Below are 24,092 nucleotides of genomic sequence, written 5' to 3'. Positions count from 1 at the left end.
ACCTTTCCTCCTTATCCAAAGGAACAAGACTCTAACCGCTAAGACCAGTCCAAAGACTCGAGAAATTCGAGTACATCTTCATGAAGCTGTTCTTTTTCTTTATCCATTGTGATCACGTGGCCAGAGTTTTTGTACCATTTAATATCTTTTTGATCAGTTTCTACATTTTCATAAATGTAGTTTGCGCTTTCTTTGTTAATCATTTCATCTTTTTCAGCTTGGATAACAAAAGTGGGAGTATATATTTGATCAACTTCATCCTGTACACTCGTTATAAAATCTCCCAGCTGTTTGAACATATCTTTTGAGTTATCCATTAGTTCTTTTACTTCTTGATTAATCTTGTCTTCATCTTTTCCTTCTAGCTGCTTATATTGTTTTGCCTTATAACGAAAACCCTGTGTGAGCTGTTCCTCGTTATCAAAAAACATAGGACTACACATCGTCACAATACCCTTAATTTGCTCAGAGTATGCAAGTTTTAACCCAAGAACTCCACCCAAAGATAATCCTGCAACGGCAATTTCTTCATGACCTTGGTCACGCAAATAGTGAAGAGCATCCTTCACATCACTCCACCACTGTTCAGGAGTAGCATCAACCAGGGCTTCCGGCTCTTTCCCATGCCCTCTATAGATAGGGGCATGGGATGTATAACCTTTCTTTTGCAGAAAACGGCCCAGCATGCGTACATCAGCTGAATGGCCAGTAAAACCGTGCAATAATAATACAGCTCGTTCTCCGCCTTCAAAAGTAAATGGTTCAGGTTGTTTAATTTTCATGTCAATCATTCTCCTTATTGCTCTATCTTTAGTATCAGCAGTAGTTATAATTATACTCACTATAATTGTGGTACCATGTACCCGCACAACTTCAAATAATAACAGTTCTAACACGAATAATAAAAAGCCGTGCTTAAATGAGCACGGCTTAAACACACATATAAGGTTACCCTAAAATATAAGCAGATAAAAATGCAAGAACGAAAAACAATACCCCAGTCACGATTGTCGCTTTGTGTAATACGGCATCTATTCCTCGAGCTTTTTGTTTTCCAAACAATTGTTCAGCACCACCAGAAATGGCACCAGATAAACCTGCACTCTTACCCGATTGCAGCAGTACAAGAACAATTAAGACGATCGTATCAATAGCTAATAAACTAATTGCTAGTGTTTCCATGATGATCCAACACCTCCCAAAGACGCACAATAAACTATCTTAAATGTAGCACAAATCTAAACCTCGGGCAACAACATTATGAATAGTCACAAACCTGAACGTTTTGGTCCGTATTAACGAATGTTTATGAATGATTTTGGTTGTTTTTGATTGATTTTTGAAAGGGCTTACTTTATAATAGAACTATCGAACCAATAGAAAGGGGGCAATTGGTTGCTGACACCTGAACGGCATCAATTCATTTTGGAGCTGCTCCATCAACAACATACTGTGAAATTAAAAGAATTGGTTGAGCATACAGGAGCCTCCGAATCTACAATTCGAAGAGATTTGGACCAATTAGAACATCTTGGCGAACTGCGTAGAGTTCATGGAGGAGCTTCCCTTCGCAGACCTGCCAGTGAAGAACCAAGCATGGGTGAAAAAATATCTAAACACCAGCCTGAGAAAACGTTGATTGCTAAAGCTGCGGCTCAGCTCGTTCAAGATGGTGAATCCATTTTTTTAGATGCAGGAACAACGACTTACGAGATGATCCCTTTTCTTTCAGAAAAAAAAATCACAGTAGTCACCAATGGTTTTCATCATTTAGATGCGCTCACTAATCATCGTATTTCCACTTATGTGCTTGGCGGTTTTGTAAAAGAAAGAACTCGAGCTGTAGTGGGAGCCAGTGCTCTACAAAATTTAAGTCAATACCGTTTCGATCAATGTTTTATGGGTGCTAATGGAGTAAGTTTAGAAGATGGATATACTACTCCTGATCCTGAAGAAGCAGCTATAAAAAAGGCTACACTTTCTCTTTCACAGAAGCGGCATATGCTCGTCGATGACTCTAAATTTAACGAAGTCACTTTTTCTCATATTGCTTCTATCACAGAAGCTAACATTATTACGAATTATGAAGGTCCATTACTCAACGAAATAAAAGATAAAACAAATATAAAGGTTGTGTCATCATGATTTACACTTGTACACTTAATCCTTCAATAGACTACATTATGCATGTTGAAGAATTTCATCTTGGAGAATTAAATCGGGCGCATAAAACGATGTACTATCCCGGAGGAAAAGGCATCAATGTTTCCCGAGTAATGGAGAGGCTTGGTGTTTCTACAACAGCACTAGGGTTTATTGGTCAATTTACCGGCAAGTTTATTACAGATTTTTTAGATCGTGAAAATATCCAACACAGTTTTGTGGAGACGGATGACTATACAAGAATTAATGTAAAGCTAAAAAGTAATCAAGAATCAGAAATTAACGGCCCTGGCCCAGTAATTACAAAGGAACAGAAAGATCAACTGTTTAATCAAATCCGTTCTCTGGATCCTGAGGATTTATTAATCTTAGCTGGCAGTGTACCTTCTTCCTTACCGAAGGACTTCTATTCTCAAGTCGCTGACATTTGTGCTTCTCAGCAGGTTTCTTTTGTTGCCGATACTTCTGGTGATGCCTTACGCCAGTTAATAGGTAAGTCGATTTTCTTATTAAAACCTAACGATCACGAATTAGGTGAATTATTCGATACAGTAATTGAAACAAAAGAACAGGCAGCACACTATGCGAGGAAATTAGTTGATCAAGGAACGAAACATGTTGTCGTATCAATGGGAGGAAAAGGAGCCGTTTATGTAAGTAAAGAAGAAAAATGGTTTGCTAATGTACCTAAAGGCGAAGTGAAAAATTCAGTGGGGGCGGGCGACTCTGTAGTTTCTGGTTTTATAGCTGCTATCAGCAGCGGTTCCTCCATCGAAGAGGCATTTAGAAGCGGAGTAGCCACCGGAAGTGCTACAGCATTTCAGGATGATTTATGTCAAAAAGAAGACGCTGACAGCTTAAAGGCTCAAATTGAGATATCCCCTATTAGAATAAAGGAGGGTCAATAATGAAAATTACAGATTTGTTAACGAAAGATACCATTTTGTTAAATATGAAAGCTTCATCAAAGCCGGAAGCTATTGATGAATTAATCGGGCAGCTTGATCAAGCAGGTAAACTAAATGACCGCGATGGTTATAAAGAGGCCATTGAAGAACGTGAACAACAAAGCACAACCGGTATTGGGGAAGGAATTGCTATTCCTCACGCAAAAACGGCTGCAGTTAAAGAGCCGGCAATTGCTTTCGGTCGTTCGCAAGAAGGTTTAGATTATGAATCACTGGATGGCCTGCCGACAAATTTATTTTTTATGATTGCAGCGTCAGAAGGTGCTAATCAAGCACACTTAGAAACGCTTTCGAGCCTTTCTTCATTTCTAATGGATAAGGAATTCCGTGAGAAGCTGGAAACAGCTAAAACGGAAGATGACGTTATTGAAGCAATTAATGCTAAGGAAGCTGAAGAAAACGACGAGGAAGTGGAAGAATCAACGAACTCAGCTGGAAAAGTCCTTGCAGTAACCGCATGTCCAACTGGGATTGCACATACGTACATGGCCGCTGACAAATTAAAAGAAACAGCAAAAGAAATGGGCGTAGACATCAAAGTGCAAACGAATGGTTCAAGCGGTGTCAAAAATAAATTGAAGCCTGAAGATATTAAGGAAGCAAGTGCTATTATTGTGGCTGCTGATACTCACGTTGATATGAGCGATTTTGATGGGAAACCTGTTATTGAAGTTCCTGTGGCAAAAGCCATTCATGAACCAAAAGAATTAATTACAAAAGCTATGAATCAGGATGCCCCTGTTTACCATCACGAAGGTGGTCGCTCTGAATCGTCTGGAGAAGGGAAACAGCGAACTGGTATTTACAAACACTTAATGAATGGTGTATCCAACATGCTTCCATTCGTTGTAGGTGGAGGTATATTAATTGCTATTTCATTCTTCTTCGGGATAAACGCCGCTGATCCTGATAGTGACCAGTATAATCGCTTTGCGGAAATGTTAAGTATTATTGGCGGAGATAACGCCTTCTTCCTGCTTGTGCCCGTGTTAGCTGGTTTCATTGCTTCAAGTATCGCTGATCGTCCTGGATTTGCACCTGGTATGGTAGGTGGATTGATAGCAATCACTTCGGGCGTTGAAGGCGCTGATGGTGGCTCAGGCTTTCTAGGAGGTTTAATTGCAGGTTTCTTAGCAGGTTATCTGACGTTAGCAATTAAGAAAGCATTAGAAGGATTACCTGCTGTTTTGGACGGGTTAAAAACCGTATTGTTTTATCCAGTACTAGCTATTTTCAGTACCGGAATGATTATGCTGCTCATTAACCCGCCATTGACGAGTATTTACACTGGACTATTGAGCTGGTTGGAAGGTTTAAGTGGAGCTAACATTGCTCTTCTCGGTATTATAATAGGTGGAATGATGGCTGTAGATATGGGTGGGCCTATTAATAAAGCTGCTTATACATTCGGTCTGGCCACACTTGATGCAGGAAACTACTCGATTATTGCAGCAGCTATGGCCGGCGGAATGGTGCCTCCTTTAGCTATGGCTTTTGCATCTACAATTTTTAAAAACAAGTTCACAAAACAAGAGCGCGAATCAGGTAAAACTGCCTATGCTCTTGGGGCATTCTTCATTACTGAAGGGGCTATCCCTTTCGCTGCCGCTGACCCTGCGAGAGTTATTCCTTCAATGGTCATTGGATCAGCATTAACAGGGGCACTGACCATGGTATTCAACATTGGTTTAACGGCACCTCATGGTGGGATTGTCGTCATTGGACTGGTGGAAGGTGGATTTGTTAAAGCCGCTCTATATATTCTAGCCATTTTAATTGGTTCGATCGTTGCAGCAATTATTGTAGGAACCTTGAAAAAAGACCTAAGAAAAGCTTAAAATAATAGAGTTAGGGTAATCTTTTTAAGAGACTTATTTTGAGGAGGAATTAAAATGGTAGAAAAAACATTCAATATTACTTCATCAGACGGCGTACACGCTCGTCCAGCAACTGTGCTTGTACAAAACGCAGGAAAGTATGAGTCGGATATTAACCTTCATTACAAAGAGAAGGCTGTAAACTTAAAATCCATTATGGGGATTATGAGTCTTGGCATTCCTTCAGGAGCTGAAGTTAAAATCTCAGCTGAAGGCAGTGACGAACAAGAAGCTCTAGATCACCTGGCAACAACTTTAAAGAACGAAGGGTTGGGGGAATAACAGCATGACACAACTTCAAGGGATTGCAGCTTCCAGCGGTATTGCGATTGCAAAAGTCTACCGTCTGGAAGCGCCAGACCTTTCTTACAGCAAGACAGACGTAGATCAACCGGAACAAGAAGTTAAACGACTGCATGAGGCTCTTGAAATCTCGAAACAAGAATTAGAAAAAATTAAAGAGCACACAAAGTCCTCTTTGGGTGATGAACATGCAGAAATCTTTTCAGCTCACTTACTCGTATTAAGTGATCCAGAGCTTATTAAACCAATTGAAGACAAAATAAAAACAGATAACGTAAATGCAGAGGCAGCGTTAGACGAGACTGCAAATATGTTTATTGATATGTTTAAAGGGATGGACAATGAGTATATGCGTGAACGTGCGGCTGATATCCAGGATGTCACGAAACGCGTGATGGCTCACTTGCTTAATGTTACTTTTCCGGACCCTGCCCTCATCAACGAGGAAGTAGTTATCGTAGCAGATGACTTAACTCCTTCTGATACGGCACAACTTAACAAACAGTATGTAAAAGGATTTACGACCGACATCGGCGGACGTACTTCCCACTCTGCTATTATGGCTCGCTCTTTAGAAATTCCAGCTGTGGTTGGTACAAAAGAAGTGACAAGTCAAGCGGATAAAGATGTGTTGATCATCGTAGATGGAATTGATGGTGACGTTATTATTGATCCTTCTTCCGATGAAATTACAAAGTATGAACAGAAACAAGAAGAATTTGAAAAGAAAAAACAAGAATGGGCTAAGCTGAAAGATGAGACTACAGTTACGTCTGAAGGCGAACATGTAGAACTAGCTGCCAATATTGGTACTCCTGAAGATGTTGAAGGTGTATTAAATAATGGAGGCGAAGGCGTAGGCCTGTATCGTACAGAATTCCTTTATATGGGTAAAAATCAACTCCCAACAGAAGAAGAACAGTACGACGCTTATTCTTCTGTGCTAAAACAAATGGGAGACAAGCCCGTTGTCGTACGTACTTTAGACATTGGCGGGGACAAGGAATTAGACTATCTGGACCTTCCAAAAGAGATGAACCCGTTCTTAGGCTATCGAGCTATTCGTTTATGCCTTGAGCGTGATGACATTTTCCGCGTGCAGCTTCGGGCTCTTCTCCGAGCAAGTGTTCACGGCAACTTAAAAATCATGTTCCCAATGATTGCTACGTTAGAGGAATTTCGTGAAGCTAAAGCTATTCTAAACGAAGAGAAGCAGAAGCTTATCGACCAAGGGCAAGAAGTAGCTGAATCCTTTGAAGTAGGAATGATGGTTGAAATTCCGGCTACTGCCGTTATTGCCCGTCAATTTGCTAAAGAAGTTGATTTCTTTAGTATCGGTACAAATGATCTTATTCAATATACGATGGCAGCTGACCGTATGAACGAACAAGTTTCTTACTTATACCAGCCCTATAATCCTGCGATTCTAAGCTTAGTTAACAACGTTATTGAAGCAGCCCATGCTGAAGGAAAGTGGGCAGGAATGTGCGGAGAAATGGCGGGCGACGAAATCGCGATTCCTATTCTGCTAGGTTTAGGGTTGGATGAATTCAGCATGAGTGCCACATCGATTCTGCCGGCTCGCACACAGATTAAAGATCTTTCGAAGAAAGAACTGGCTTCTTTTAAAGATGAAATCCTTTCCATGGGTACATCAGAAGAAGTAGTTCAATTTGTAAAAGAAAAAACAAATCAGTCTTAAATAAAAGTTAGCGTAGCATGATACACTAACGATATAAAGAGAAGGAGGGTACATCCCTCCTTCTCTTTTAAAATCACCCGAAGAAAGAAGGAATAGCATGACTTTCACCATTGTAATGATTGTATGTATTGCTATAGTTTTGGGTATAGCGGGCGCTTTTTGGGCAGCCATATCAAAAGGTTATGACTACAAACATACAATTGATCCCCATCCTGACGATGCAAATAATAATGGAGAAAACCATACAAAAGAAGCTGAACACCAATAAAAGGCTCAGCTTCTTTTCGTAAAATGATCTTTTTGAAATACCAAAGGTACGGGATTCCTCGTTTTAGCTCCAGGTATGGAAGAAGGGTATCCCATCTGTAACACGCCTATTATCTTATGCCTCTTCTTATCGAGCCCTATATCGTCTATAAATGTCTCATCATGGATATAAGGACTAGACGTCCATAACACACCAATCCCCTTTTCCCAAGCTGCTAATTGTACATTTTGAATATAAGCGCATACTGCAGAAAAGTCTTCTTCATATCTATGCATATCTCGATCTTTCTCCATATATATCAGGGCATGATGAGGAATCTTCACCAGAAAATTTTTAATTCCCTCCATCATTTTAAAAGCTTTCTCTTTAGAATATCCCTCGGTAAACCCGCTTCTTTTATAACTTTTAATAACTTGTTCTGCAAAGTCCTCTCCCCCCTCTTTTTGAAATACCTTCACCATCCACGGCTGCTTCATCCGATGGGTGGGAGCCCAGCTCGCTAATTGAAAAATCTGCTTTAACTCTTCCTCTGTCACGATACTTTGTTGAAAATCGTGGATCGACCTTCTGCTTGTGATTGCTTCATAAAGCTCCAAATAAGACACCTCTATTAATCATTGAAAAGTTGAATAAATTGATCTGCTACATAATACATCCATTCTTCAAAGAAAAAAGGAAGTTTTGTTTCTAAAGATTGGTAAGCCGAATACCTAGTGGCCACTCCTTCTACAGCCATCCCTATGTCTTCAGCTAAACCCACCGCTCTTTTTAAATGATAGGTGTCGCTGACTAATAAGACAGATTGAATGTTTTGTTCCTGTATAATAACTTGGGTATTTTTTAAATTTTCTTCGGTCACCAGGGACTTGTCTTCTACAATAATGGCTTCTTCAGGAACTCCTTGTTCAACTGCATAATTCTTGCCTGCTTCCCCTTCAGAAGTCCTTGAACCATTTCCAGCTCCTCCAGTGACAATTAAATACTCCACCTGTTCTTTTTTATAAAGCTCAATACCTTGTTTCAGCCGCCCTTCAAAAACTGGACTAGGCGAACCATTCCACTGAGCAGCTCCTAAAACCACTGCTGCGTCTGCTTGAGCATCTAGGTTATCTTCTCCATAAGTCCAAATGGAGTATCCCGTATATCCTATATAAATAACTATACTCAATAAAATAAGTTGGATTGTTTTCTTCATGTTGTCATTCTCCCACATGTCTTCTATTTACAATCATACATGAAAAAACAAAAAAAAGCCTCCCTCGATTATACGAGAGAGACTTCATAAAGTAATTATTTATTAAGGTTGTAGAACGCTTGATTTCCAGCATAGTTTGCTGTTCCAAGCAGCTGGTCTTCAATACGCAGAAGCTGGTTATACTTCGCAACACGATCTGTACGTGATGGAGCACCAGTTTTAATTTGACCTGCGTTTGCAGCTACAGCGATATCTGCAATCGTGGCATCTTCAGTTTCACCAGAACGGTGGGAAATAACTGCCGTATACCCAGCACGTTTAGCCATTTCAATTGCTTCAAAGGTTTCAGTCAAGCTACCGATTTGGTTCACTTTAATCAAGATGGAGTTACCCACTCCCTCTTTAATCGCACGGCCTAACTTCTTAGTGTTAGTTACGAATAAGTCATCACCAACAAGCTGCACGCGGTCGCCAATGCGGTCAGTAAGAAGCTTTGTACCTTCCCAGTCATTTTCATCTAAGCCGTCTTCAATAGAAACGATCGGATACTTGTTCACAAGTTCTTCATACCAGTCCACCATTTCTTCAGAAGTACGCACAACACCTTCACCTTTAAGGTTATACTTACCGTCTTCATAGATTTCAGAAGAGGCTACGTCCATAGCAAGTCTAACTTCTTCATCTGGCTTGTATCCAGCTTCTTCAATCGCTTCAATAATAGTAGATAGAGCTTCTTCGTTTGAACCAAGATTTGGTGCAAATCCACCTTCGTCACCAACACCTGTGTTATATCCCTTAGATTTAAGCACTTTTTTCAAAGCATGGAAAATTTCCGCACCCATGCGAACGGCTTCTTTAAAAGTAGGAGCACCCACCGGCATAATCATAAATTCTTGAATATCTACGTTATTATCAGCGTGTTCTCCTCCATTTAAAATGTTCATCATTGGAGTTGGCAGTGTAGATGCTGTGAATCCTCCCAGATATTTGTAAAGAGGAAGATCTAGTACATCAGCTGCAGCGTGTGCTACGGCCATAGAGACACCAAGAATAGCGTTAGCTCCTAGTTCTCCTTTATTTTCAGTACCATCAAGTTCAATCATCATCTGATCAATAATGACTTGTTGAGTAACGTCCATTCCTAAAAGGTTAGGAGCAATTTTTTCATTTACGTTATCTACCGCTTTTTGAACACCTTTACCAAGGTAGCGATCTTTATCACCATCACGTAATTCTACTGCTTCATATTCGCCTGTAGAAGCACCACTTGGGACAAGGGCACTGCCGAAAGCTCCTGATTCTGTATAAACTTCAACTTCAACGGTTGGATTTCCACGAGAGTCTAATACTTCGCGTGCATAAACATCAGTAATATATGGCATAGTTTTTCTCTCCTTTATTTAATTAATGATTTTCCTGTCATCTCTTTAGGTTGTTGAACTTCTAATAGCTGTAACAGGGTAGGAGAAAGATCTCCTAAAATTCCACCTTCGCGTAATTCAACACCGTCTTTTGTTACAATTACCGGTACCGGATTGGTCGTGTGAGCGGTCATCGGATTCCCTTCTGAAGTCGTCACCTCATCAGAGTTTCCGTGATCTGCAGTAATGATGGTCTGTCCACCTTTTTCATGAATCTTATCAACAATCTTCCCTAAGCACTCATCCACGGTTTCAATCGCTTTGATCGTAGGCTCAAGCATTCCTGAATGACCTACCATATCCGGATTTGCAAAGTTTAAAATAATAGCATTGTGCTTCTCGGCGTCTAGTTCTTCTAACAAAGCATCGGTTACTTCGTATGCACTCATCTCTGGCTGCAGATCATAAGTGGCTACTTTAGGTGAATCAATAAGGATGCGCTCTTCCCCATCGAATTCCTCTTCACGACCGCCACTCATGAAGAAAGTAACATGTGGATATTTTTCAGTTTCAGCAATACGAAGCTGCTTCAATCCATTATTAGATAAAACTTCACCGATTGTGTTTTTTAAATCGTTTGGTGCAAAAGCTACTTTGCTGTTTACGGCATCACTGTATTGCGTCATGCCAACAAAATAAAGATTTTTTGGAGCTTCTTCACCACGCTCGAAATCTTCAAAATTATCATTGGCAAATGAGCGAGAGAGTTGAATTGCACGGTCAGGACGGAAATTATAGAACACAATGGCATCTTCATCTTCCATGTTACCAACCGCTTTACCATTTTCATCAGTTAAGACAAAAGGTTCTACAAATTCATCGTAAATTCCTTTTTCGTAAGATTCATCAATGGCTTGCAGTGGATCCATATAAGCAGGTCCTTTGCCATAAGCAATCGCATCATACGATTTCTTCACACGATCCCAGCGATTGTCCCGATCCATCGCAAAATAACGGCCTCCGATAGTAGCGAATTCCCCAAGTCCGATCTCATTCATTTTTTCCTGAGCTTCTTTAATATACTTTTTAGCTGATTGCTGATCTACGTCCCGACCATCCAAAAAGCCATGAACATAAACCTTCTCTACTCCATAATCTTTGGCCAGCTGAATAAGGGCATACATATGATTAATATGGCTGTGGATACCACCATCAGAAAGCAGTCCAAACACGTGAAAAGCTTTATTGTTGTCTTTAGCGTGCTGGACTGCTTTAACAAGTTCTTCATTCTTAGCAAACTCTTCTTCGCGAATCGACAGGTTAATTCGAGTTAAGCTTTGGTAAACTACTCGGCCTGCCCCAATGTTTAAATGCCCTACTTCGGAGTTACCCATTTGCCCTTCAGGTAAACCAACGGCTTCTCCACACGCTTTCAGCTGGGAATGAGGGTACTCATTCCAAAATCGGTCAAAATTAGGCGTATTAGCCTGCTTAACGGCATTTCCCATCTCCTCGTCACGAAGAGCGTATCCGTCAAGTATGATTAAAGCGGCTAAGTTCTGCTTACTCATGCTTACCTGCCTCCACTAATTTTAAGAAAGAATCAGCTTCAAGGCTCGCTCCGCCTACTAACGCTCCATCAATATCAGATTGTGTAAGAAGTTCATCTACGTTAGCTGGTTTTACGCTGCCGCCATACTGAAGACGTACTTCATCGGCTACTTCAGAACCATAGAAATCAATGAGTACACGGCGAATGTGCGTGCACACTTCATTTGCTTGCTCAGAAGTCGCTGTCCGTCCAGTGCCGATAGCCCAGATAGGTTCGTAAGCAACGATTACTTTAGAAGCCTGTTCATCTGATAAGCCTTCAAAAGCTTTTTTCACTTGACTTTCTACATGATCCATCGTTTGATTCGCTTCACGCTGTTCTAAAGATTCACCAACGCAGACAATAGGAGTTAAATTATGATTAAAAGCAGCGTGAACTTTTTTGTTTACTTCTTCATCTGTTTCTTTGAAAATTTCACGACGCTCGGAGTGTCCCAGCACGACATACTTAACTCCTAGTTCTTTCAACATCACAGGACTCACTTCACCTGTAAAAGCTCCACTTTCTTCAAAATGCATGTTTTGAGCACCAATTTCAAGAGAAGTTCCTTTTGTTTCTTCCACTAGCTTTTGTAAAAAAGGAAATGGGGCACAAACTACTGATTCAAACTGGTCTGAAGGTGGAACCTCGTTTTTTGCCGTTTGAATAAAATCTTCCGCTTCTGTGTGCGTTTTGTTCATTTTCCAGTTTCCTGCAATGACTTGTTTACGCATGATTTCATCACCTCTCCTAATTATTTATCGTTGAGTAATGCCACGCCTGGAAGTTCTTTACCTTCCATGAACTCCAGCGAGGCTCCGCCCCCTGTGGATACGTGATCCATGGCATCTGCATAGCCGAATTTCTCAACAGCAGCAGCTGAATCTCCGCCTCCAATTACAGTATAACCTTGAGTTTCAGAAAGTGCTTGAGCTACGTCTTTCGTTCCGTTAGCAAATGTTTCTAACTCAAAAACTCCCATTGGGCCATTCCAGATCACCAGCTTAGAATCATTAATGATCTTCGCGTACTTTTCACGCGTTTTCGGACCAATATCTAGAGCTTCCCAATCGGCTGGAATGTTGTCAATAGCTACTTCTTTTGTATTCGCTGAATCAGAAAAATCATCTGCAACGATGACATCCTCCGGCATGACAAAGTCCACACCTTTTTCTTCTGCTTTTTTCATATACTCTTTAGCTAAATCAATCTTGTCCTCTTCTAGTAAGGACTTACCGATTTCGTGACCTTGTGCTTTAACAAATGTATAAGCCAGTCCTCCACCAATAATTAAGTGATCGACTTTATCAATCAAGTTGTCAATTACGCCTATTTTATCTTTTACCTTAGCTCCACCAATGATCGCTGTAAAAGGACGGTCAGGATTAGAAAGGGCTTTTCCTAACACATTAATTTCTTTCTCTAATAGAAATCCAGCCACAGCAGGGATATGTTCGGCTACACCAGCTGTAGATGCATGGGCACGGTGAGCGGCTCCAAAAGCGTCATTCACATAGAGGTCAGCCATATCTGCAAAAGCTTTAGCTAAATCAGTATCGTTTTTCTCCTCACCAGGCTGGAAACGAACGTTCTCAATGAGCAGGATGTCTCCGTTTTCCATTTCAGAGAGGGCTTTGTTCACTTCGTCACCATACACCTCATCTGTCTTCGTTACTGTTTTGCCTACGTGCTCGCTTAAACGCTTAGCTACCGGATCGAGCCTTAGTTCCTCAACCACTTCACCTTTAGGTCGTCCAAGATGACTTGAAAGAATGACTTTTGCACCGTTACCAGTTAGATATTCAATGGTAGGGAGAGCCGCTTTAATTCTAGTATCATCTGTGACTTCTCCTCCGCTCATAGGGACGTTAAAGTCCACGCGGCAAAATACAGTTTTACCTTGTACTTCTACATCACGAATGGTTTGTTTATTCATAAATGACAACCTCCTCTTTTAATCAACTGCTTCCCTTATCCATTATGTACATTTCCACAATCAGCTTATATGGAAACGCATGAACAAGGATTTTGTTTTAAACATGGGTAAAGGAGGAGGACATGAGACCTCCTCCTTTTCCATAGATTTATCTAGTATGACCAATAAAAGGTATTTGTATTATAGGCCTTGCTTTTTAAGGAATGCAGCTAGATCTACACAACGATTAGAATAACCAAACTCGTTGTCATACCAAGAAACAACTTTAACCATGTTATTTTCAAGAGTAAGAGTAGACTGTCCGTCAATGACAGAAGAGTAAGTGCTGCCATTATAATCAGAAGAAACAAGAGCTTCGTCACTGTAACCAAGGATGCCTTTAAGTTCACCTTCAGCTTCAGCTTTAAGCGCTTCGTTTACTTGTTCAGCTGTAACATCTTGATCAAGTTCAGCCACTAAGTCAACGATAGAAACGTTTTTAGTTGGAACACGCATTGCCATACCAGTAAGGCGGCCTTCTAATTCAGGAAGAACTTTTGCTACTGCCTGGGCAGCACCTGTAGTTGTTGGAATGATATTTTCAGCAGCTGCACGAGCACGACGATAGTCTTTGTGTGGAAGATCAAGTATTTGCTGATCGTTCGTGTAAGAGTGAACTGTAGTCATCATACCGCGCTTAAGACCAAATTTGTCATTAAGAACTTTAGCGTATGGTGCTAGACAGTTTGTCGTACAAGACGCATTTGAAATAACATCATGCTCATCTTTGTTATAATCTTTTTCGTTAACACCCATCACAACTGTAAAGTCTTCACCTTTAGCTGGTGCAGAAATTACAACTTTCTTAGCTCCTGCTTCAAGGTGTTTTCTAGCGTCTTCACCTTGTGTGAAACGACCAGTAGATTCAATGACGACTTCTACGCCTAAGTCTCCCCATCCAAGCTGTGCGGGATCTTTCTCAGAAATTACTTTAATTTCTTTGCCGCCTACTACTAGGTTGTCCCCGTTAACAGTAACTTCTTGATCAAGTTTACCGTGAACAGTGTCATACTGCAGTAAGTGAGCCAGCATATTAGCATCTGTTAAATCGTTAACAGCTACTACTTCTACCTCTTCGTTATTTAGAGATGCACGGAAAACATTACGTCCAATACGGCCGAAACCGTTAATTCCTACTTTTACAGTCATTCAAAATTCCTCCTTGAATTTAATAAAAATTTATCTTAAAGGGACGAATCCCTTAAAAGCTCTTGAGCTGCTCCTTCATCTGTGATTAACACATTGCTCTGTCCTGGTTTGAAATAGGATTCAATAGCTTGAGCCTTCGTGTGACCGCCAGCTACAGCGATAATGTTTTTGGCATATTTCAAATCCTCAAGCTGCAACCCTACTGTTCGAACTTTATGAACAATTTCACCTTGTTGATTAAAATAATAGCCAAACGCCTCGCCTACTGCATGACTTTCTTGAATTTTTTCCATTTCACCTTTCGAAGTTTTCCTGCGTTCTGCCATTGTCACCGCATCACCTACACCATGTATGACAATATCAGCATTTCGAATCATATTGAGAATTTCTTTAATCGAAGGTTCTTCAATTATGGTCTTGTAGGAACTTTCACTTAAAGGGTCTGGAACGTATAAAAGACGATAATCCCCTCTTGCTTTATCAGCCATTTCAGCACAAATGGTGTTCGCTTGGTTTTCAACGCGTTCACCCAATCCGCCTCTGGCAGGGACGAACATACAATGTTCAGCATCTTTAAGCGGCGTCATTTTTTCCGCCACAGCTGCCATCGTCGTTCCACCCGTTATCGCAACAGTGTTATTCGACTTTAATTTACTTTGGAGAAATGTCACACAAGCTTTTCCCATTTCATGTTTTACCCAATCCAGCTCATCGCTATCCCCTGGAACTACTACGACATAATCTAAATTTAACTTTTCCCTTAAACGGTTTTCTAAAACCTTTATGCCCGTTACGTCTTTAATAAATGCAGAAAGCTGTTCAAGGATACTTTGACCCTCATAGGTTAAGTGCATCCCTCTAGATGTTATTTCTATAGCTCCCAGTTTATTTAGGTAATCCACTTCACTACGAACCGTTCGCTCAGCCAGTTCGATGTTTTCTGATAATGTCCTTCTTCCTACTGGCTGCATGAGCTGTATGTAGTGAAGCAATTGATAACGACGCTGCATGATTTCAAGAACATCAGGGAATAATCTTTTCTGTAGATCAATTAAAGCTCTCATCGTAATAGCTCCTTTAAAATTGGAAATACTTAGACCGGGGTAAATGCGTCCCAGGCAGTCATATTCTGTCCCACTAGGAGCAAAAAAATATTCTATTCACCTTTTATATTAACAGTGTGAAATTGGCGGCGCAAGTTATAAAATATCCTCAAATCAATGTAAACGCTCTCTTATAGCAGAAAGATCTATTTGACGATACTCAAGCTCTTGGCCATTAATATTCAGTACAGGGATTTCCACCAAATATTTTTGCTCCAGTTGTCTATTACCCTCTATATCGACTTCTTTAACATCAATTTCATAATTATTTTGTAAAATTTCAACTAGACTTCTGACTTCATCACACAAACAGCAATTCTGTTTTCCATAAAAAATGATTTTGTTCATTTCAAACCCCTTCTATAAATCATTTGTTTCTAGTGTAGCATGTATAAAAAAAGAAAAGCACGGGACAAAACTCAATAAAGCATTAAATAATCCGAATGATTTTGTAGAAATCATTCGGATTATTTATGTTAAAAAGAATTCAAACGATCGCTCCGTCAAATTCGCTTTCCGTGGGCACGGCCTCAGCTTCTTAAGAAAGCAATGAGCGCTTTCCTGCGGGATCTTCGCCTCGTGCAGTACTGAAGTGAACCCTAACATCGGACTCGCATAAAATTGTATTAAACGACTGCTTTCTCCGTGCCTTTGACCAGAATGAAAGCTTGAAACCTTCGTAATGTGAATACCCTTTTGCAAACACTGCTTTTATAAGGGCACAGCTTGAGTAAATGAATGCCCATGATCTATTTCGAAAAAGGATTTGAGGAAATGGCGAGACTCCTGCGGAAGATGAGAATCAGGTGTGAGCCCGGAGGGCTGATAAAACCCGAGGAGGCACACCATTCGCCCGCGGAAAGGGAGTCGTTTCCTCAAACCCTTTACACTCTATAAGATTTCTCTACAAGCTGAGAAGGACACGTTAAGATACGTGTCCTTCTTTGTCATAAAAACCATGTTCAATTTTATACTTTTTTGTATTCAAGAATTGAGATAGTTCTTCTTCGCTGTTAAGTCTTTCATGAGACCTTTTCAAAGAATCGAAATTGAAAGATAAATTTCGCTGATTCATCATATCATAGACATGTATTCTACGATCATCAGAAACTCTTTCAGTCGACATAATTTTAAATCGAAGAATGTTTGTCATAAAAACTCCTTTTTAGTTAAAAGCGTTCAGCAGTTCCTATTACATTCTCAACAGTAACACAGAATATCAAAATTATAAACCCTGCTACTATATTGAACAAACGAAAACAAGTAAGCCTTCATTGTTCAAACATTGTATAAGAAGTGTGTAACATATAACTTCCACAACGGGCACTACTATACAAGAATAGTAAATAACATAAAAAGAAAACCTGGCGCACAGCCAGGTGGAACTCCTTCTATAATAAGCGCGCCCGAGAGGATTCGAACCTCCGACTGACGTAGAACCGGAATCTACCGCTCTATCCAACTGAGCTACGGGCGCAAATAAAAGTGCAAAATCTATTATACTCACGAATGAGAAGAAAAGCAAGAAGCACATACGAATATTTATACGTTTATCCATGGTAATTTAGGGAAAGATGGTATAAGAAATATGTCAAAGGGTTTTGTTTGACCTTTTCTGACCTTAACTGTATTATAAAATTACATTCCATCATAAATGTATGATAATAAGGAGGAATTAGAATGAATTTAGTCCCTACAGTTATTGAACAAACGAACAGAGGAGAGCGTGCTTACGATATCTATTCACGCCTGCTTAAAGACCGTATTATTATGTTAGGTAGTCCGATTGACGACAATATCTCAAACTCTGTTGTGGCTCAACTGCTTTTCTTAGCCGCTGATGATCCTGACAAAGATATCTCTCTTTACATTAACTCACCCGGTGGTTCCATAACTTCCGGTATGGCGATTTATGATACAATGCAATTCATTAAGCCGGATGTTTCCACAATCTGCACAGGAATGGCTGCTTCCATGGGAGCTTTCTTATTAAATGCAGGTACTAAAGGGAAACGTTATGCACTTCCGAACAGTGAAGTTATGATTCATCAGCCTTTAGGCGGTACTCAAGGTCAAGCATCGGATATTGAAATTCATGCGAAACGCATTATCAAAATGCGTGAAAAGTTAAATCAAATCCTAGCTGAAAGAACCGGGCAGCCAATTGAAGTTATTGAGCGTGATACAGATCGGGACAATTTCATGTCAGCTCATGAAGCTGTGGAATATGGTTTAATTGATAAAGTAATGGAAAAAACGAACGAAAAATAATATGTATAATAAACCCCGCTGCCTAAAAGCAGCGGGTTTTTTTGAGAAAAAGCACACACAAAAATTATGAGATCGTTCCCCTTTTTAAATCTGTTCATTTTTTCACATAAGTAACCTTACGACTGCTTAACGAAATTAGTTAACTCTTTTAGGACTACTTCCTCATCTGAACCGTCCACGATTAACTTTATCTCTTCGCCTTGCCCTACAGCTAGACTCATTAACCCCATAATGCTTTTTGCGTTAATTCTTTTATTGTCTTTTTCAATAAATACGTCTGAAGTGTATCGGTTCGCCAGTTGGACAAATTGAGCCGCTGGTCTCGCTTGCAGTCCTGTAGTTAAATCGATTGTAATATTTTGTTCCTTCATCTATCATTTCTCCTTCCTAACATGCAATTAAGTATGGAAAGCGCATTCATGAATTTGAAATAAAGAACGCTACTCTTTAGAGTGCGTTCTTTATTGAAACTATTATAGCACGAATCAATGCGATTTACATTATTTTTGACTACTTTCTTGTATCTCTCCGCGTCGAACTTTATCAGCAAATTCATCAATTTTTCTTAAACGATGGTTAATTCCGGATTTACTGATTGGGGATCCAGACACAAGTTCGCCTAATTCTTTAAGCGATACTTCTTGATGGTCATAACGTAATCGGGCAATTTCCTGTAATTTATCTGGTAACGCCTCTAAACCGACCGTGCTTTTTATGAATTTTATGTTTTCGACTTGTCTGAAAGCAGCGCCGATCGTTTTATTTAAATTTGCCGTTTCACAATTCACCAGCCGGTTCACTGAATTTCTCATATCTCTAACAATTCGTACGTCTTCAAATTTAAATAGGGCTTGATGTGCACCTATATTACTTATAAGTTCTGTGATTTTTTCAGCTTCTTTCAAATACGTGATAAACCCTTTTTTACGTTCAAGAGTACGCGCATGGAGTCCGAAACTATTCATCAGCTTGCACAACGCTTCATTATGCTCATGATCAGAAGAATAGATCTCCAAATGATAAGAGGAAGTTTCCGGATTATTAACCGATCCACCTGCAAGAAACGCCCCTCTTAAGTATGCTCTTTTACAACAGGTAGTTTTTAAATACTTTTTCGGTATATCAGGGTTAATTGAAAGAGGACCTTTTAAAATTTCTAGATCATTTAGAACTTTTTCAGCATTATCTTTCATCCGGACGATGTACACATTATTCTTCTTGAGTCTCATTTTTTTTCGGACAAGCAATTCCACGGGATACGGATAAAGCTTCTTAATTAACGTATAAATTCTTCTGGCAATTGCAGCATTTTCCGTTTGGATATCCAATAGATAGCTTTGGTTAGATAGAGAGAAGGTTCCGTTCATCCGAACGAGCGCGGCAAGCTCAGATTCATTACAGCATTCATCCGCCTCTACATTGGTCAACTCTTTCTTTATCTCTGAAGCAAATGACATCACTGTTCACCCCCATTCTTTTTAAATCAATGAATACAGTAAATGAGCCAGTTTATTTGTATCATGACGAATCGTAGACTTATTACGATCTAAAATGTCTTCTTCTATAATCTCAATCCCCATCTTTTTCACACGATCGATATCATAGATGACGGGTTCTGCATTTTCTTCAGCGTAAATTCTCCTTACAGCAGGAGCAATCGGTTGATTATGAACAATAATGGAGTGAATCGTTCCTTTACCTACATGATCGTGCAACGCCTGCACGTGATCCCCGGCTGAATACCCCGATGTTTCTCCTTGCTGTGTCATTACATTACAAACATACGTCACTTTCGCTTTGGTAGTCCGTAATGCTTCTCTAATTTCTGGGACTATAATGTTCGGCATAATACTCGTGTATAAACTTCCCGGTGCAATAACTACTAAATCAGCTTCTTTAATCGCCATAGTTGCTTCAGGCAAAGGCTGGATGGGCAACGGACTGACAAATACACGTTTAATCTTTTTGTTTTGCTTAGGAATGTTTGATTCTCCTGAAACGATCGTACCATCTTCCATTTCTGCATGCAGATTCATCGAATGATTGGCAGTAGGATAAATATTACCACGGACATTTAGAACTTTAGATATCTCTTTTATTCCATTATAAAAATCCCCGGTCATGGAAGTCATAGCTGCCAGCAGCAGGTTACCCATAGAATGCCCAGATAGACCATTTCCATTTGCAAAGCGATGTTGAAACAAATCCAGAAGCATAGGCTCTGCGTCTGATAAAGCAGCAAGAACGTTACGAATATCTCCAGGAGCTGGTATTGCTAGTTCATTACGAAGTCTTCCAGAGCTTCCGCCATCATCTGCAACCGTAACTATGGCTGAAAGGTCAACAGGAAAATATTTAAGTCCCCGTAACAATACCGGCATCCCCGTTCCTCCGCCAATCACGACAACTCGCGGCTTTATTGAACGATTCATGAATTACAGACCCTTTCTTTTATCTATATCTCGATGGGTAACATGAGTTGTGAAGTCTTTTGAGAAATAATTAGAAAGATGTTCAGCTAACGTAACTGAACGATGCTGTCCACCCGTGCACCCAATAGCAACAACCAATTGACTTTTACCTTCTCTCCGATATTGAGGAAGCATAAACTGTAATAAATCCGTCAGTTTTTCCAGAAACTTTTGAGTATCCGACCATTTCAATACATAAGAAGATACTTCAGAATTCAAACCTGTCAAAGGCCGCATCTGCTCTACATAGTGTGGGTTAGGGAGAAAACGAACATCAAATACTAAATCAGCGTCGATTGGAACCCCATATTTAAAACCAAATGAAACCATTTGTACGGAGAACACTTGTTGTTCTTTTGCTTTATATTGATCTAAAATCCGATCCCTTAATTCTCGGGGTTTTAAACTGGTAGTATAGATGATGGTTTGAGCACGCCCTCGAAGCTCATCTAATAGTTTTCGTTCTTGGCGAATACCTTCCAGCGGCAGTCCTTCTTGTGCTAGAGGATGGGATCTCCTCGTTTCTTTATAACGAGATACCAGCGCTTGATCCTCAGCATCTAAGAACAAGACGTGAGCTTCCAGCCAGTCTTCTTTACTGACTTGATCAAGGGATTCAAATAAAGCATCAAAAAACTCTCTGCCACGTAAATCCATTACTAGAGCTACATTGCGAATATCATTTGTCGAATCCTTCATCAACTCTAGAAATTTCGGCAGCAGAGCCGGAGGTAAATTATCTACACAAAAGTACCCTAAATCCTCAAAGCTTTGAATGGCTACCGTCTTTCCTGCTCCTGACATTCCTGTAATGATCACTAACTGAGTGTTTTGCTCTTTTTCTAACATATTTTTCGCCCCCTGGTTACTTAGGTCGAGAAGGATCCATATCTTGATCGATTAATTTAAAATCAGTAGTATATACAAAAGTGCCATATATTTGATCTTCACTGTTTAAGATATGCTTAAAAATGTGACGATCTCCTTCAGCCATCGGCTTCTCTAAAACATCTTCCACATTTACCCACTCTAATTCCCCTTCCTCGCTGAACTCAAGAAGATCACCTTGAAAAGAAGTGGTTTGAAAAGTAAACATCATCCATTCTTGAACGGTTTCTCTGCCCTCTTTCATAATAAAAGTAAAAGAGCCTTTTAATTCAGGTTCAACAATATCTAATCCTGTTTCTTCCTTAAACTCTCTGATGACGGAATCTTTAATATTTTCTCCAGCTTCCATCTTTCCGCCAGGAACAACGTACCATCCTCGTCGCGGTTTTTTTAGCATTAACACTTGATTATTTATTCGTAAAATACAATTTGCAACACGTTGCACGATCTACTCACCTCATTAATCTCTCTCGACGACATCTTTATTTATTATACAATGAATACGTAAGGCGCCACAATGTTATGCTCCATGATATTTGGGCATAAAAAAAGTGCACAGGTGATAAACACCTGTGCCTAATAGAGATCTATCTATTAAAAGGGGGTCAATTAATCACTTTAAGTGTAACCCATAAATGTTTCGTTTGTGTTACAGAATCGTTAAGAAGCAGTTACTTTTTAGTTAACAACTTTTAACTCTTCCAACAGGTTTTCAATATAGTGTTGGACTGATTGTGCAGCAATACTTCCATCCCCTGTTGCTGTAACGATTTGACGCAGTTCTTTTTCACGGATATCCCCAGCTGCGAAAACACCAGGCACTTTAGTTTCCATGCGCTCATCCGTTTCGATATAGCCTTGCTCATTGGTAATTCCCAATGATTGAAATGGACCGCTGAGCGGGTTCATTCCAATATAGATGAACGTTCCGTTTGTTTTAAAGTCATATTCTTCATTCGTATTGTTGTTGTGCAGAGTAACACTGCCAACTTTGCCATTTTCTTCGTTAATCGTCTTCACTTCTGTATTCCAAATGAAGTTAATTTTATCGTTATCAAATGCTCGATCTTGAAGAATTTTTTGAGCTCGAAGCTCATCACGGCGGTGAACAATAGTAACTTTACTTGCAAATCGTGTTAAATAGACGCCTTCTTCAACAGCAGAATCTCCGCCACCTACTACAACTAATTCTTTATCGCGGAAGAATGCTCCATCACAAACAGCACAATAAGAAACGCCGCGGCCGCCCAATTCTTTTTCACCTTGGACACCTAATTCCTTATATTGCGCACCAGTGGTAATAATCACACTGCGGGCTTTGTATTCTTTTGCCCCAGCTTTTACAATCTTGTATTCTTTCCCATCTACGATTTCTTTAATATCTCCATAAGCATACTCAGCACCAAATTTTTTGGCATGTTCAAACATTTTATTAGAAAGATCAGGGCCGAGAATACTTTCAAATCCTGGGTAGTTCTCTACATCTTCTGTATTAGCCATTTGTCCGCCAGGCACCCCTCGCTCAATCATCAGAGTGTCCAGGTTCGCGCGTGACGTATAAACAGCAGCTGTCATCCCTGCCGGGCCAGCTCCTGCAATAATGACATCAAAAATACGATCTTCTGTCATGATGATCAACTCCTCACTTCACTCTACCTTAATTCTTCTCTTATCTTATTAAATTGTCGAAAAATCGTCCATTAATGTGCTTATTGATGAATCCACGGTCCGCCTTCTTCGCTTAAATGAGGAAATTGTTTACAGCCTTTCTCCCACAGCTGTAACGCACGAGAGGGCTTTCCTGTTTGATAAGAAGCGATACTGAACCATTTATAATAGCCTCTCCTGCCTACGACTATTTTATTTTTTAACCTACGAAAACGTTCAACGGCCTCTTTGTAATAACCTGCCCTCGTTAAAGTTTCAGCTACAGCTAACTTCTGCTGTTCGTGGAGGGGAAATACATTTCGAAGAGGCTCAATATGTTGAAAAGCGGCTTCACGCTGATCATTCAACAAATAAAAAGTTGCTAAATTGACGTGAGAATGTATATCTTTATCATCCGTTTCGAGCCATTTCTTTTCTAAATCAATTGCTTCCTCTTCATTTCCACTATTGAAAAGAGCATATGCATATTGATGTCTCGCTAACGTAAACTCAGGAAAAAGCTGCATCATTTCATGTAGAACAGGTATCGCTTCCTCCCATTCCTCATTCTCAAGGTGATAAAAAGCTGTTTCTTGATAAATGATCAACTCATCTTCATCTTCAAACGCATAATCATTTTCAGCTTCGTCCTCTTCTAATGAATCAAGCATTTCAATCAACTGAGATGCGGCTTCTTCAAAATCTCCCTCTTTTGCTCTTGCCATATACTTTTCTGCATATTTTTTAGCATCACTTAATAAGCCGAGATGCGCATAGTTATTAGCCATAAGATAATAACAATCGACATATTCCTCGCCAAAGTTCGCCACCACATCGCTTAGAACTTGGTTGGCGGCATGATAAGAGCCAACTTCCGTATAAACAACAGAAAGCTGGCAAGGATAGAGCGGTTCATCTGGTGATAATTCAATTGCTTTTTTTAACCATTTAACAGCCGAATCAAACCTTCTTTTTTTAAAGGCTTGAATGCCATATGAAAAATAGAAGTTACCCGTGGGTATAAACGGTATAATATTAGACTGTTTTTCTGTAATGGTTGGATTCGGTGATGTCGTCATGACTGTCCTCCTACTTCCATATCCGTACTCACTAATTATGCAGTATAACACAGAAAGTGATCTTGAAATAGGAGATTTTAC

26 protein-coding genes and 1 tRNA gene are annotated in these 24,092 nt (G+C 39.9%); 7 read left to right on the top strand and 20 right to left on the bottom strand.

Annotated features, from left to right (window positions below; translation table 11 throughout):
* Positions 1 to 38: 38 nt before the first annotated feature.
* Positions 39 to 782 carry an alpha/beta hydrolase gene (locus tag ACGTNH_RS07000; RefSeq protein ID WP_394585945.1) on the bottom strand — a complete coding sequence of 248 codons (744 nt, stop codon included), beginning with the start codon at positions 780 to 782 and terminating at the stop codon, positions 39 to 41.
* A gap of 166 nt (positions 783 to 948) precedes the next feature.
* Complete coding sequence (gene secG / locus ACGTNH_RS06995) at positions 949 to 1,182, bottom strand: preprotein translocase subunit SecG (protein ID WP_188378689.1); 234 nt, start codon at positions 1,180 to 1,182, stop codon at positions 949 to 951.
* A 213-nt stretch (positions 1,183 to 1,395) separates the two neighbouring features.
* Here secG and ACGTNH_RS06990 point away from each other — a divergent pair, with 213 nt between their 5' ends.
* From ACGTNH_RS06990 to ytzI, 6 genes are all read left to right on the top strand, one after another.
* Positions 1,396 to 2,145, top strand: a complete 750-nt coding sequence (locus tag ACGTNH_RS06990) for a DeoR/GlpR family DNA-binding transcription regulator (RefSeq protein ID WP_394585944.1) — start codon at positions 1,396 to 1,398, stop codon at positions 2,143 to 2,145.
* Entirely contained in the window at positions 2,142 to 3,071 is a 930-nt protein-coding gene (gene pfkB / locus ACGTNH_RS06985) for a 1-phosphofructokinase (protein ID WP_394585943.1), read from the top strand. The genes ACGTNH_RS06990 and pfkB overlap by 4 nt, the downstream gene beginning before the upstream one ends.
* On the top strand, positions 3,071 to 4,969 hold the full coding sequence (locus ACGTNH_RS06980) for a PTS fructose transporter subunit IIABC (protein WP_394585942.1): 1,899 nt from the start codon (positions 3,071 to 3,073) through the stop codon (positions 4,967 to 4,969). Before pfkB ends, ACGTNH_RS06980 begins: the two co-directional genes overlap by 1 nt.
* Positions 4,970 to 5,023: 54 nt before the next feature.
* A complete protein-coding gene (locus ACGTNH_RS06975) occupies positions 5,024 to 5,290 on the top strand; it encodes a phosphocarrier protein HPr (protein WP_394585941.1) in 267 nt (88 codons plus the stop codon).
* A gap of 4 nt (positions 5,291 to 5,294) precedes the next feature.
* On the top strand, positions 5,295 to 7,013 hold the full coding sequence (ptsP, locus tag ACGTNH_RS06970; protein WP_394585939.1) for a phosphoenolpyruvate--protein phosphotransferase: 1,719 nt from the start codon (positions 5,295 to 5,297) through the stop codon (positions 7,011 to 7,013).
* A 97-nt stretch (positions 7,014 to 7,110) separates the two neighbouring features.
* The gene (gene ytzI / locus ACGTNH_RS06965; protein WP_394585938.1) at positions 7,111 to 7,281 is read left to right on the top strand and encodes a YtzI protein; all 171 of its coding nucleotides are present in this window, start codon (positions 7,111 to 7,113) and stop codon (positions 7,279 to 7,281) included.
* A gap of 5 nt (positions 7,282 to 7,286) precedes the next feature.
* Here ytzI and ACGTNH_RS06960 read toward each other — a convergent pair whose 3' ends face one another.
* The 11 genes from ACGTNH_RS06960 to ACGTNH_RS06910 form a co-directional block, all read right to left on the bottom strand.
* Positions 7,287 to 7,877: a nitroreductase family protein gene (locus tag ACGTNH_RS06960; protein ID WP_394585937.1), complete on the bottom strand. Its 591-nt coding sequence runs from the start codon at positions 7,875 to 7,877 to the stop codon at positions 7,287 to 7,289.
* A gap of 14 nt (positions 7,878 to 7,891) precedes the next feature.
* Complete coding sequence (locus ACGTNH_RS06955) at positions 7,892 to 8,476, bottom strand: YdcF family protein (protein WP_394585936.1); 585 nt, start codon at positions 8,474 to 8,476, stop codon at positions 7,892 to 7,894.
* 95 nt (positions 8,477 to 8,571) lie between these two features.
* Positions 8,572 to 9,858, bottom strand: coding sequence for a phosphopyruvate hydratase (gene eno / locus ACGTNH_RS06950; RefSeq protein ID WP_394585934.1), 1,287 nt, complete (start codon positions 9,856 to 9,858; stop codon positions 8,572 to 8,574).
* Between the two features lie 14 nt (positions 9,859 to 9,872).
* Positions 9,873 to 11,408, bottom strand: a complete 1,536-nt coding sequence (gpmI, locus tag ACGTNH_RS06945; RefSeq protein WP_394585933.1) for a 2,3-bisphosphoglycerate-independent phosphoglycerate mutase — start codon at positions 11,406 to 11,408, stop codon at positions 9,873 to 9,875.
* Positions 11,401 to 12,162, bottom strand: coding sequence for a triose-phosphate isomerase (tpiA, locus tag ACGTNH_RS06940; RefSeq protein WP_394585932.1), 762 nt, complete (start codon positions 12,160 to 12,162; stop codon positions 11,401 to 11,403). The genes gpmI and tpiA overlap by 8 nt, the downstream gene beginning before the upstream one ends.
* Before the next feature lie 20 nt (positions 12,163 to 12,182).
* Complete coding sequence (locus ACGTNH_RS06935) at positions 12,183 to 13,364, bottom strand: phosphoglycerate kinase (protein ID WP_394585931.1); 1,182 nt, start codon at positions 13,362 to 13,364, stop codon at positions 12,183 to 12,185.
* A 180-nt stretch (positions 13,365 to 13,544) separates the two neighbouring features.
* Entirely contained in the window at positions 13,545 to 14,552 is a 1,008-nt protein-coding gene (gene gap / locus ACGTNH_RS06930; protein WP_188378677.1) for a type I glyceraldehyde-3-phosphate dehydrogenase, read from the bottom strand.
* A gap of 35 nt (positions 14,553 to 14,587) precedes the next feature.
* Positions 14,588 to 15,616: a sugar-binding transcriptional regulator gene (locus tag ACGTNH_RS06925; RefSeq protein ID WP_394585930.1), complete on the bottom strand. Its 1,029-nt coding sequence runs from the start codon at positions 15,614 to 15,616 to the stop codon at positions 14,588 to 14,590.
* 153 nt (positions 15,617 to 15,769) lie between these two features.
* Positions 15,770 to 16,003: a glutaredoxin family protein gene (locus ACGTNH_RS06920; protein ID WP_394585929.1), complete on the bottom strand. Its 234-nt coding sequence runs from the start codon at positions 16,001 to 16,003 to the stop codon at positions 15,770 to 15,772.
* Between the two features lie 577 nt (positions 16,004 to 16,580).
* Positions 16,581 to 16,808 carry a hypothetical protein gene (locus tag ACGTNH_RS06915; protein ID WP_394585928.1) on the bottom strand — a complete coding sequence of 76 codons (228 nt, stop codon included), beginning with the start codon at positions 16,806 to 16,808 and terminating at the stop codon, positions 16,581 to 16,583.
* A 248-nt stretch (positions 16,809 to 17,056) separates the two neighbouring features.
* A tRNA-Arg gene (locus ACGTNH_RS06910) sits at positions 17,057 to 17,132 on the bottom strand.
* 203 nt (positions 17,133 to 17,335) lie between these two features.
* On the opposite strand from ACGTNH_RS06910, the gene clpP reads away from it, so the two are divergent.
* Positions 17,336 to 17,926 carry an ATP-dependent Clp endopeptidase proteolytic subunit ClpP gene (gene clpP / locus ACGTNH_RS06905; RefSeq protein WP_394585927.1) on the top strand — a complete coding sequence of 197 codons (591 nt, stop codon included), beginning with the start codon at positions 17,336 to 17,338 and terminating at the stop codon, positions 17,924 to 17,926.
* 116 nt (positions 17,927 to 18,042) lie between these two features.
* Here the strand turns inward: clpP and ACGTNH_RS06900 are convergent, their stop codons facing one another.
* The 7 genes from ACGTNH_RS06900 to ACGTNH_RS06870 all read right to left on the bottom strand — a co-directional run bounded on the left by ACGTNH_RS06900 (position 18,043) and on the right by ACGTNH_RS06870 (position 24,011).
* Positions 18,043 to 18,297 carry an HPr family phosphocarrier protein gene (locus ACGTNH_RS06900; RefSeq protein WP_394585926.1) on the bottom strand — a complete coding sequence of 85 codons (255 nt, stop codon included), beginning with the start codon at positions 18,295 to 18,297 and terminating at the stop codon, positions 18,043 to 18,045.
* Between the two features lie 129 nt (positions 18,298 to 18,426).
* The gene (gene whiA, locus ACGTNH_RS06895; protein ID WP_394585925.1) at positions 18,427 to 19,383 is read right to left on the bottom strand and encodes a DNA-binding protein WhiA; all 957 of its coding nucleotides are present in this window, start codon (positions 19,381 to 19,383) and stop codon (positions 18,427 to 18,429) included.
* A 21-nt stretch (positions 19,384 to 19,404) separates the two neighbouring features.
* A complete protein-coding gene (mgfK, locus tag ACGTNH_RS06890; RefSeq protein ID WP_394585924.1) occupies positions 19,405 to 20,358 on the bottom strand; it encodes a gluconeogenesis morphogenetic factor MgfK in 954 nt (317 codons plus the stop codon).
* Between the two features lie 3 nt (positions 20,359 to 20,361).
* Positions 20,362 to 21,246: an RNase adapter RapZ gene (gene rapZ / locus ACGTNH_RS06885; protein ID WP_394585923.1), complete on the bottom strand. Its 885-nt coding sequence runs from the start codon at positions 21,244 to 21,246 to the stop codon at positions 20,362 to 20,364.
* A 16-nt stretch (positions 21,247 to 21,262) separates the two neighbouring features.
* On the bottom strand, positions 21,263 to 21,730 hold the full coding sequence (locus tag ACGTNH_RS06880; RefSeq protein WP_394585922.1) for an 8-oxo-dGTP diphosphatase: 468 nt from the start codon (positions 21,728 to 21,730) through the stop codon (positions 21,263 to 21,265).
* A 233-nt stretch (positions 21,731 to 21,963) separates the two neighbouring features.
* Positions 21,964 to 22,914 (bottom strand): thioredoxin-disulfide reductase, encoded by a 951-nt coding sequence (gene trxB, locus ACGTNH_RS06875; protein WP_394585921.1) that lies wholly within the window; start codon positions 22,912 to 22,914, stop codon positions 21,964 to 21,966.
* A gap of 80 nt (positions 22,915 to 22,994) precedes the next feature.
* Entirely contained in the window at positions 22,995 to 24,011 is a 1,017-nt protein-coding gene (locus ACGTNH_RS06870) for a tetratricopeptide repeat protein (RefSeq protein ID WP_394585920.1), read from the bottom strand.
* Between the last annotated feature and the right edge of the window lie 81 nt (positions 24,012 to 24,092).

Origin of the sequence: Halobacillus sp. B23F22_1, from assembly GCF_043497005.1 — a bacterium.
GTDB lineage: Bacteria > Bacillota > Bacilli > Bacillales > Halobacillaceae > Halobacillus_A.
This window is presented reverse-complemented; position numbering and strand designations above follow the sequence as displayed.

Coding starts and splice junctions, on each gene's coding strand:
- ACGTNH_RS07000 (WP_394585945.1), bottom strand. CDS start 782: ATGAAAATTAAACAACCTGAACCATTTACTTTTGAAGGCGGAGAACGA.
- gap (WP_188378677.1), bottom strand. CDS start 14,552: ATGACTGTAAAAGTAGGAATTAACGGTTTCGGCCGTATTGGACGTAAT.
- eno (WP_394585934.1), bottom strand. CDS start 9,858: ATGCCATATATTACTGATGTTTATGCACGCGAAGTATTAGACTCTCGT.
- whiA (WP_394585925.1), bottom strand. CDS start 19,383: ATGTCATTTGCTTCAGAGATAAAGAAAGAGTTGACCAATGTAGAGGCG.
- ytzI (WP_394585938.1), top strand. CDS start 7,111: ATGACTTTCACCATTGTAATGATTGTATGTATTGCTATAGTTTTGGGT.
- ptsP (WP_394585939.1), top strand. CDS start 5,295: ATGACACAACTTCAAGGGATTGCAGCTTCCAGCGGTATTGCGATTGCA.
- ACGTNH_RS06955 (WP_394585936.1), bottom strand. CDS start 8,476: ATGAAGAAAACAATCCAACTTATTTTATTGAGTATAGTTATTTATATA.
- ACGTNH_RS06925 (WP_394585930.1), bottom strand. CDS start 15,616: ATGAGAGCTTTAATTGATCTACAGAAAAGATTATTCCCTGATGTTCTT.
- rapZ (WP_394585923.1), bottom strand. CDS start 21,246: ATGTTAGAAAAAGAGCAAAACACTCAGTTAGTGATCATTACAGGAATG.
- pfkB (WP_394585943.1), top strand. CDS start 2,142: ATGATTTACACTTGTACACTTAATCCTTCAATAGACTACATTATGCAT.
- secG (WP_188378689.1), bottom strand. CDS start 1,182: ATGGAAACACTAGCAATTAGTTTATTAGCTATTGATACGATCGTCTTA.
- ACGTNH_RS06975 (WP_394585941.1), top strand. CDS start 5,024: ATGGTAGAAAAAACATTCAATATTACTTCATCAGACGGCGTACACGCT.
- gpmI (WP_394585933.1), bottom strand. CDS start 11,408: ATGAGTAAGCAGAACTTAGCCGCTTTAATCATACTTGACGGATACGCT.
- ACGTNH_RS06935 (WP_394585931.1), bottom strand. CDS start 13,364: ATGAATAAACAAACCATTCGTGATGTAGAAGTACAAGGTAAAACTGTA.
- ACGTNH_RS06870 (WP_394585920.1), bottom strand. CDS start 24,011: ATGACGACATCACCGAATCCAACCATTACAGAAAAACAGTCTAATATT.
- ACGTNH_RS06980 (WP_394585942.1), top strand. CDS start 3,071: ATGAAAATTACAGATTTGTTAACGAAAGATACCATTTTGTTAAATATG.
- trxB (WP_394585921.1), bottom strand. CDS start 22,914: ATGACAGAAGATCGTATTTTTGATGTCATTATTGCAGGAGCTGGCCCG.
- ACGTNH_RS06915 (WP_394585928.1), bottom strand. CDS start 16,808: ATGACAAACATTCTTCGATTTAAAATTATGTCGACTGAAAGAGTTTCT.
- ACGTNH_RS06920 (WP_394585929.1), bottom strand. CDS start 16,003: ATGAACAAAATCATTTTTTATGGAAAACAGAATTGCTGTTTGTGTGAT.
- clpP (WP_394585927.1), top strand. CDS start 17,336: ATGAATTTAGTCCCTACAGTTATTGAACAAACGAACAGAGGAGAGCGT.
- ACGTNH_RS06900 (WP_394585926.1), bottom strand. CDS start 18,297: ATGAAGGAACAAAATATTACAATCGATTTAACTACAGGACTGCAAGCG.
- tpiA (WP_394585932.1), bottom strand. CDS start 12,162: ATGCGTAAACAAGTCATTGCAGGAAACTGGAAAATGAACAAAACGCAC.
- mgfK (WP_394585924.1), bottom strand. CDS start 20,358: ATGAATCGTTCAATAAAGCCGCGAGTTGTCGTGATTGGCGGAGGAACG.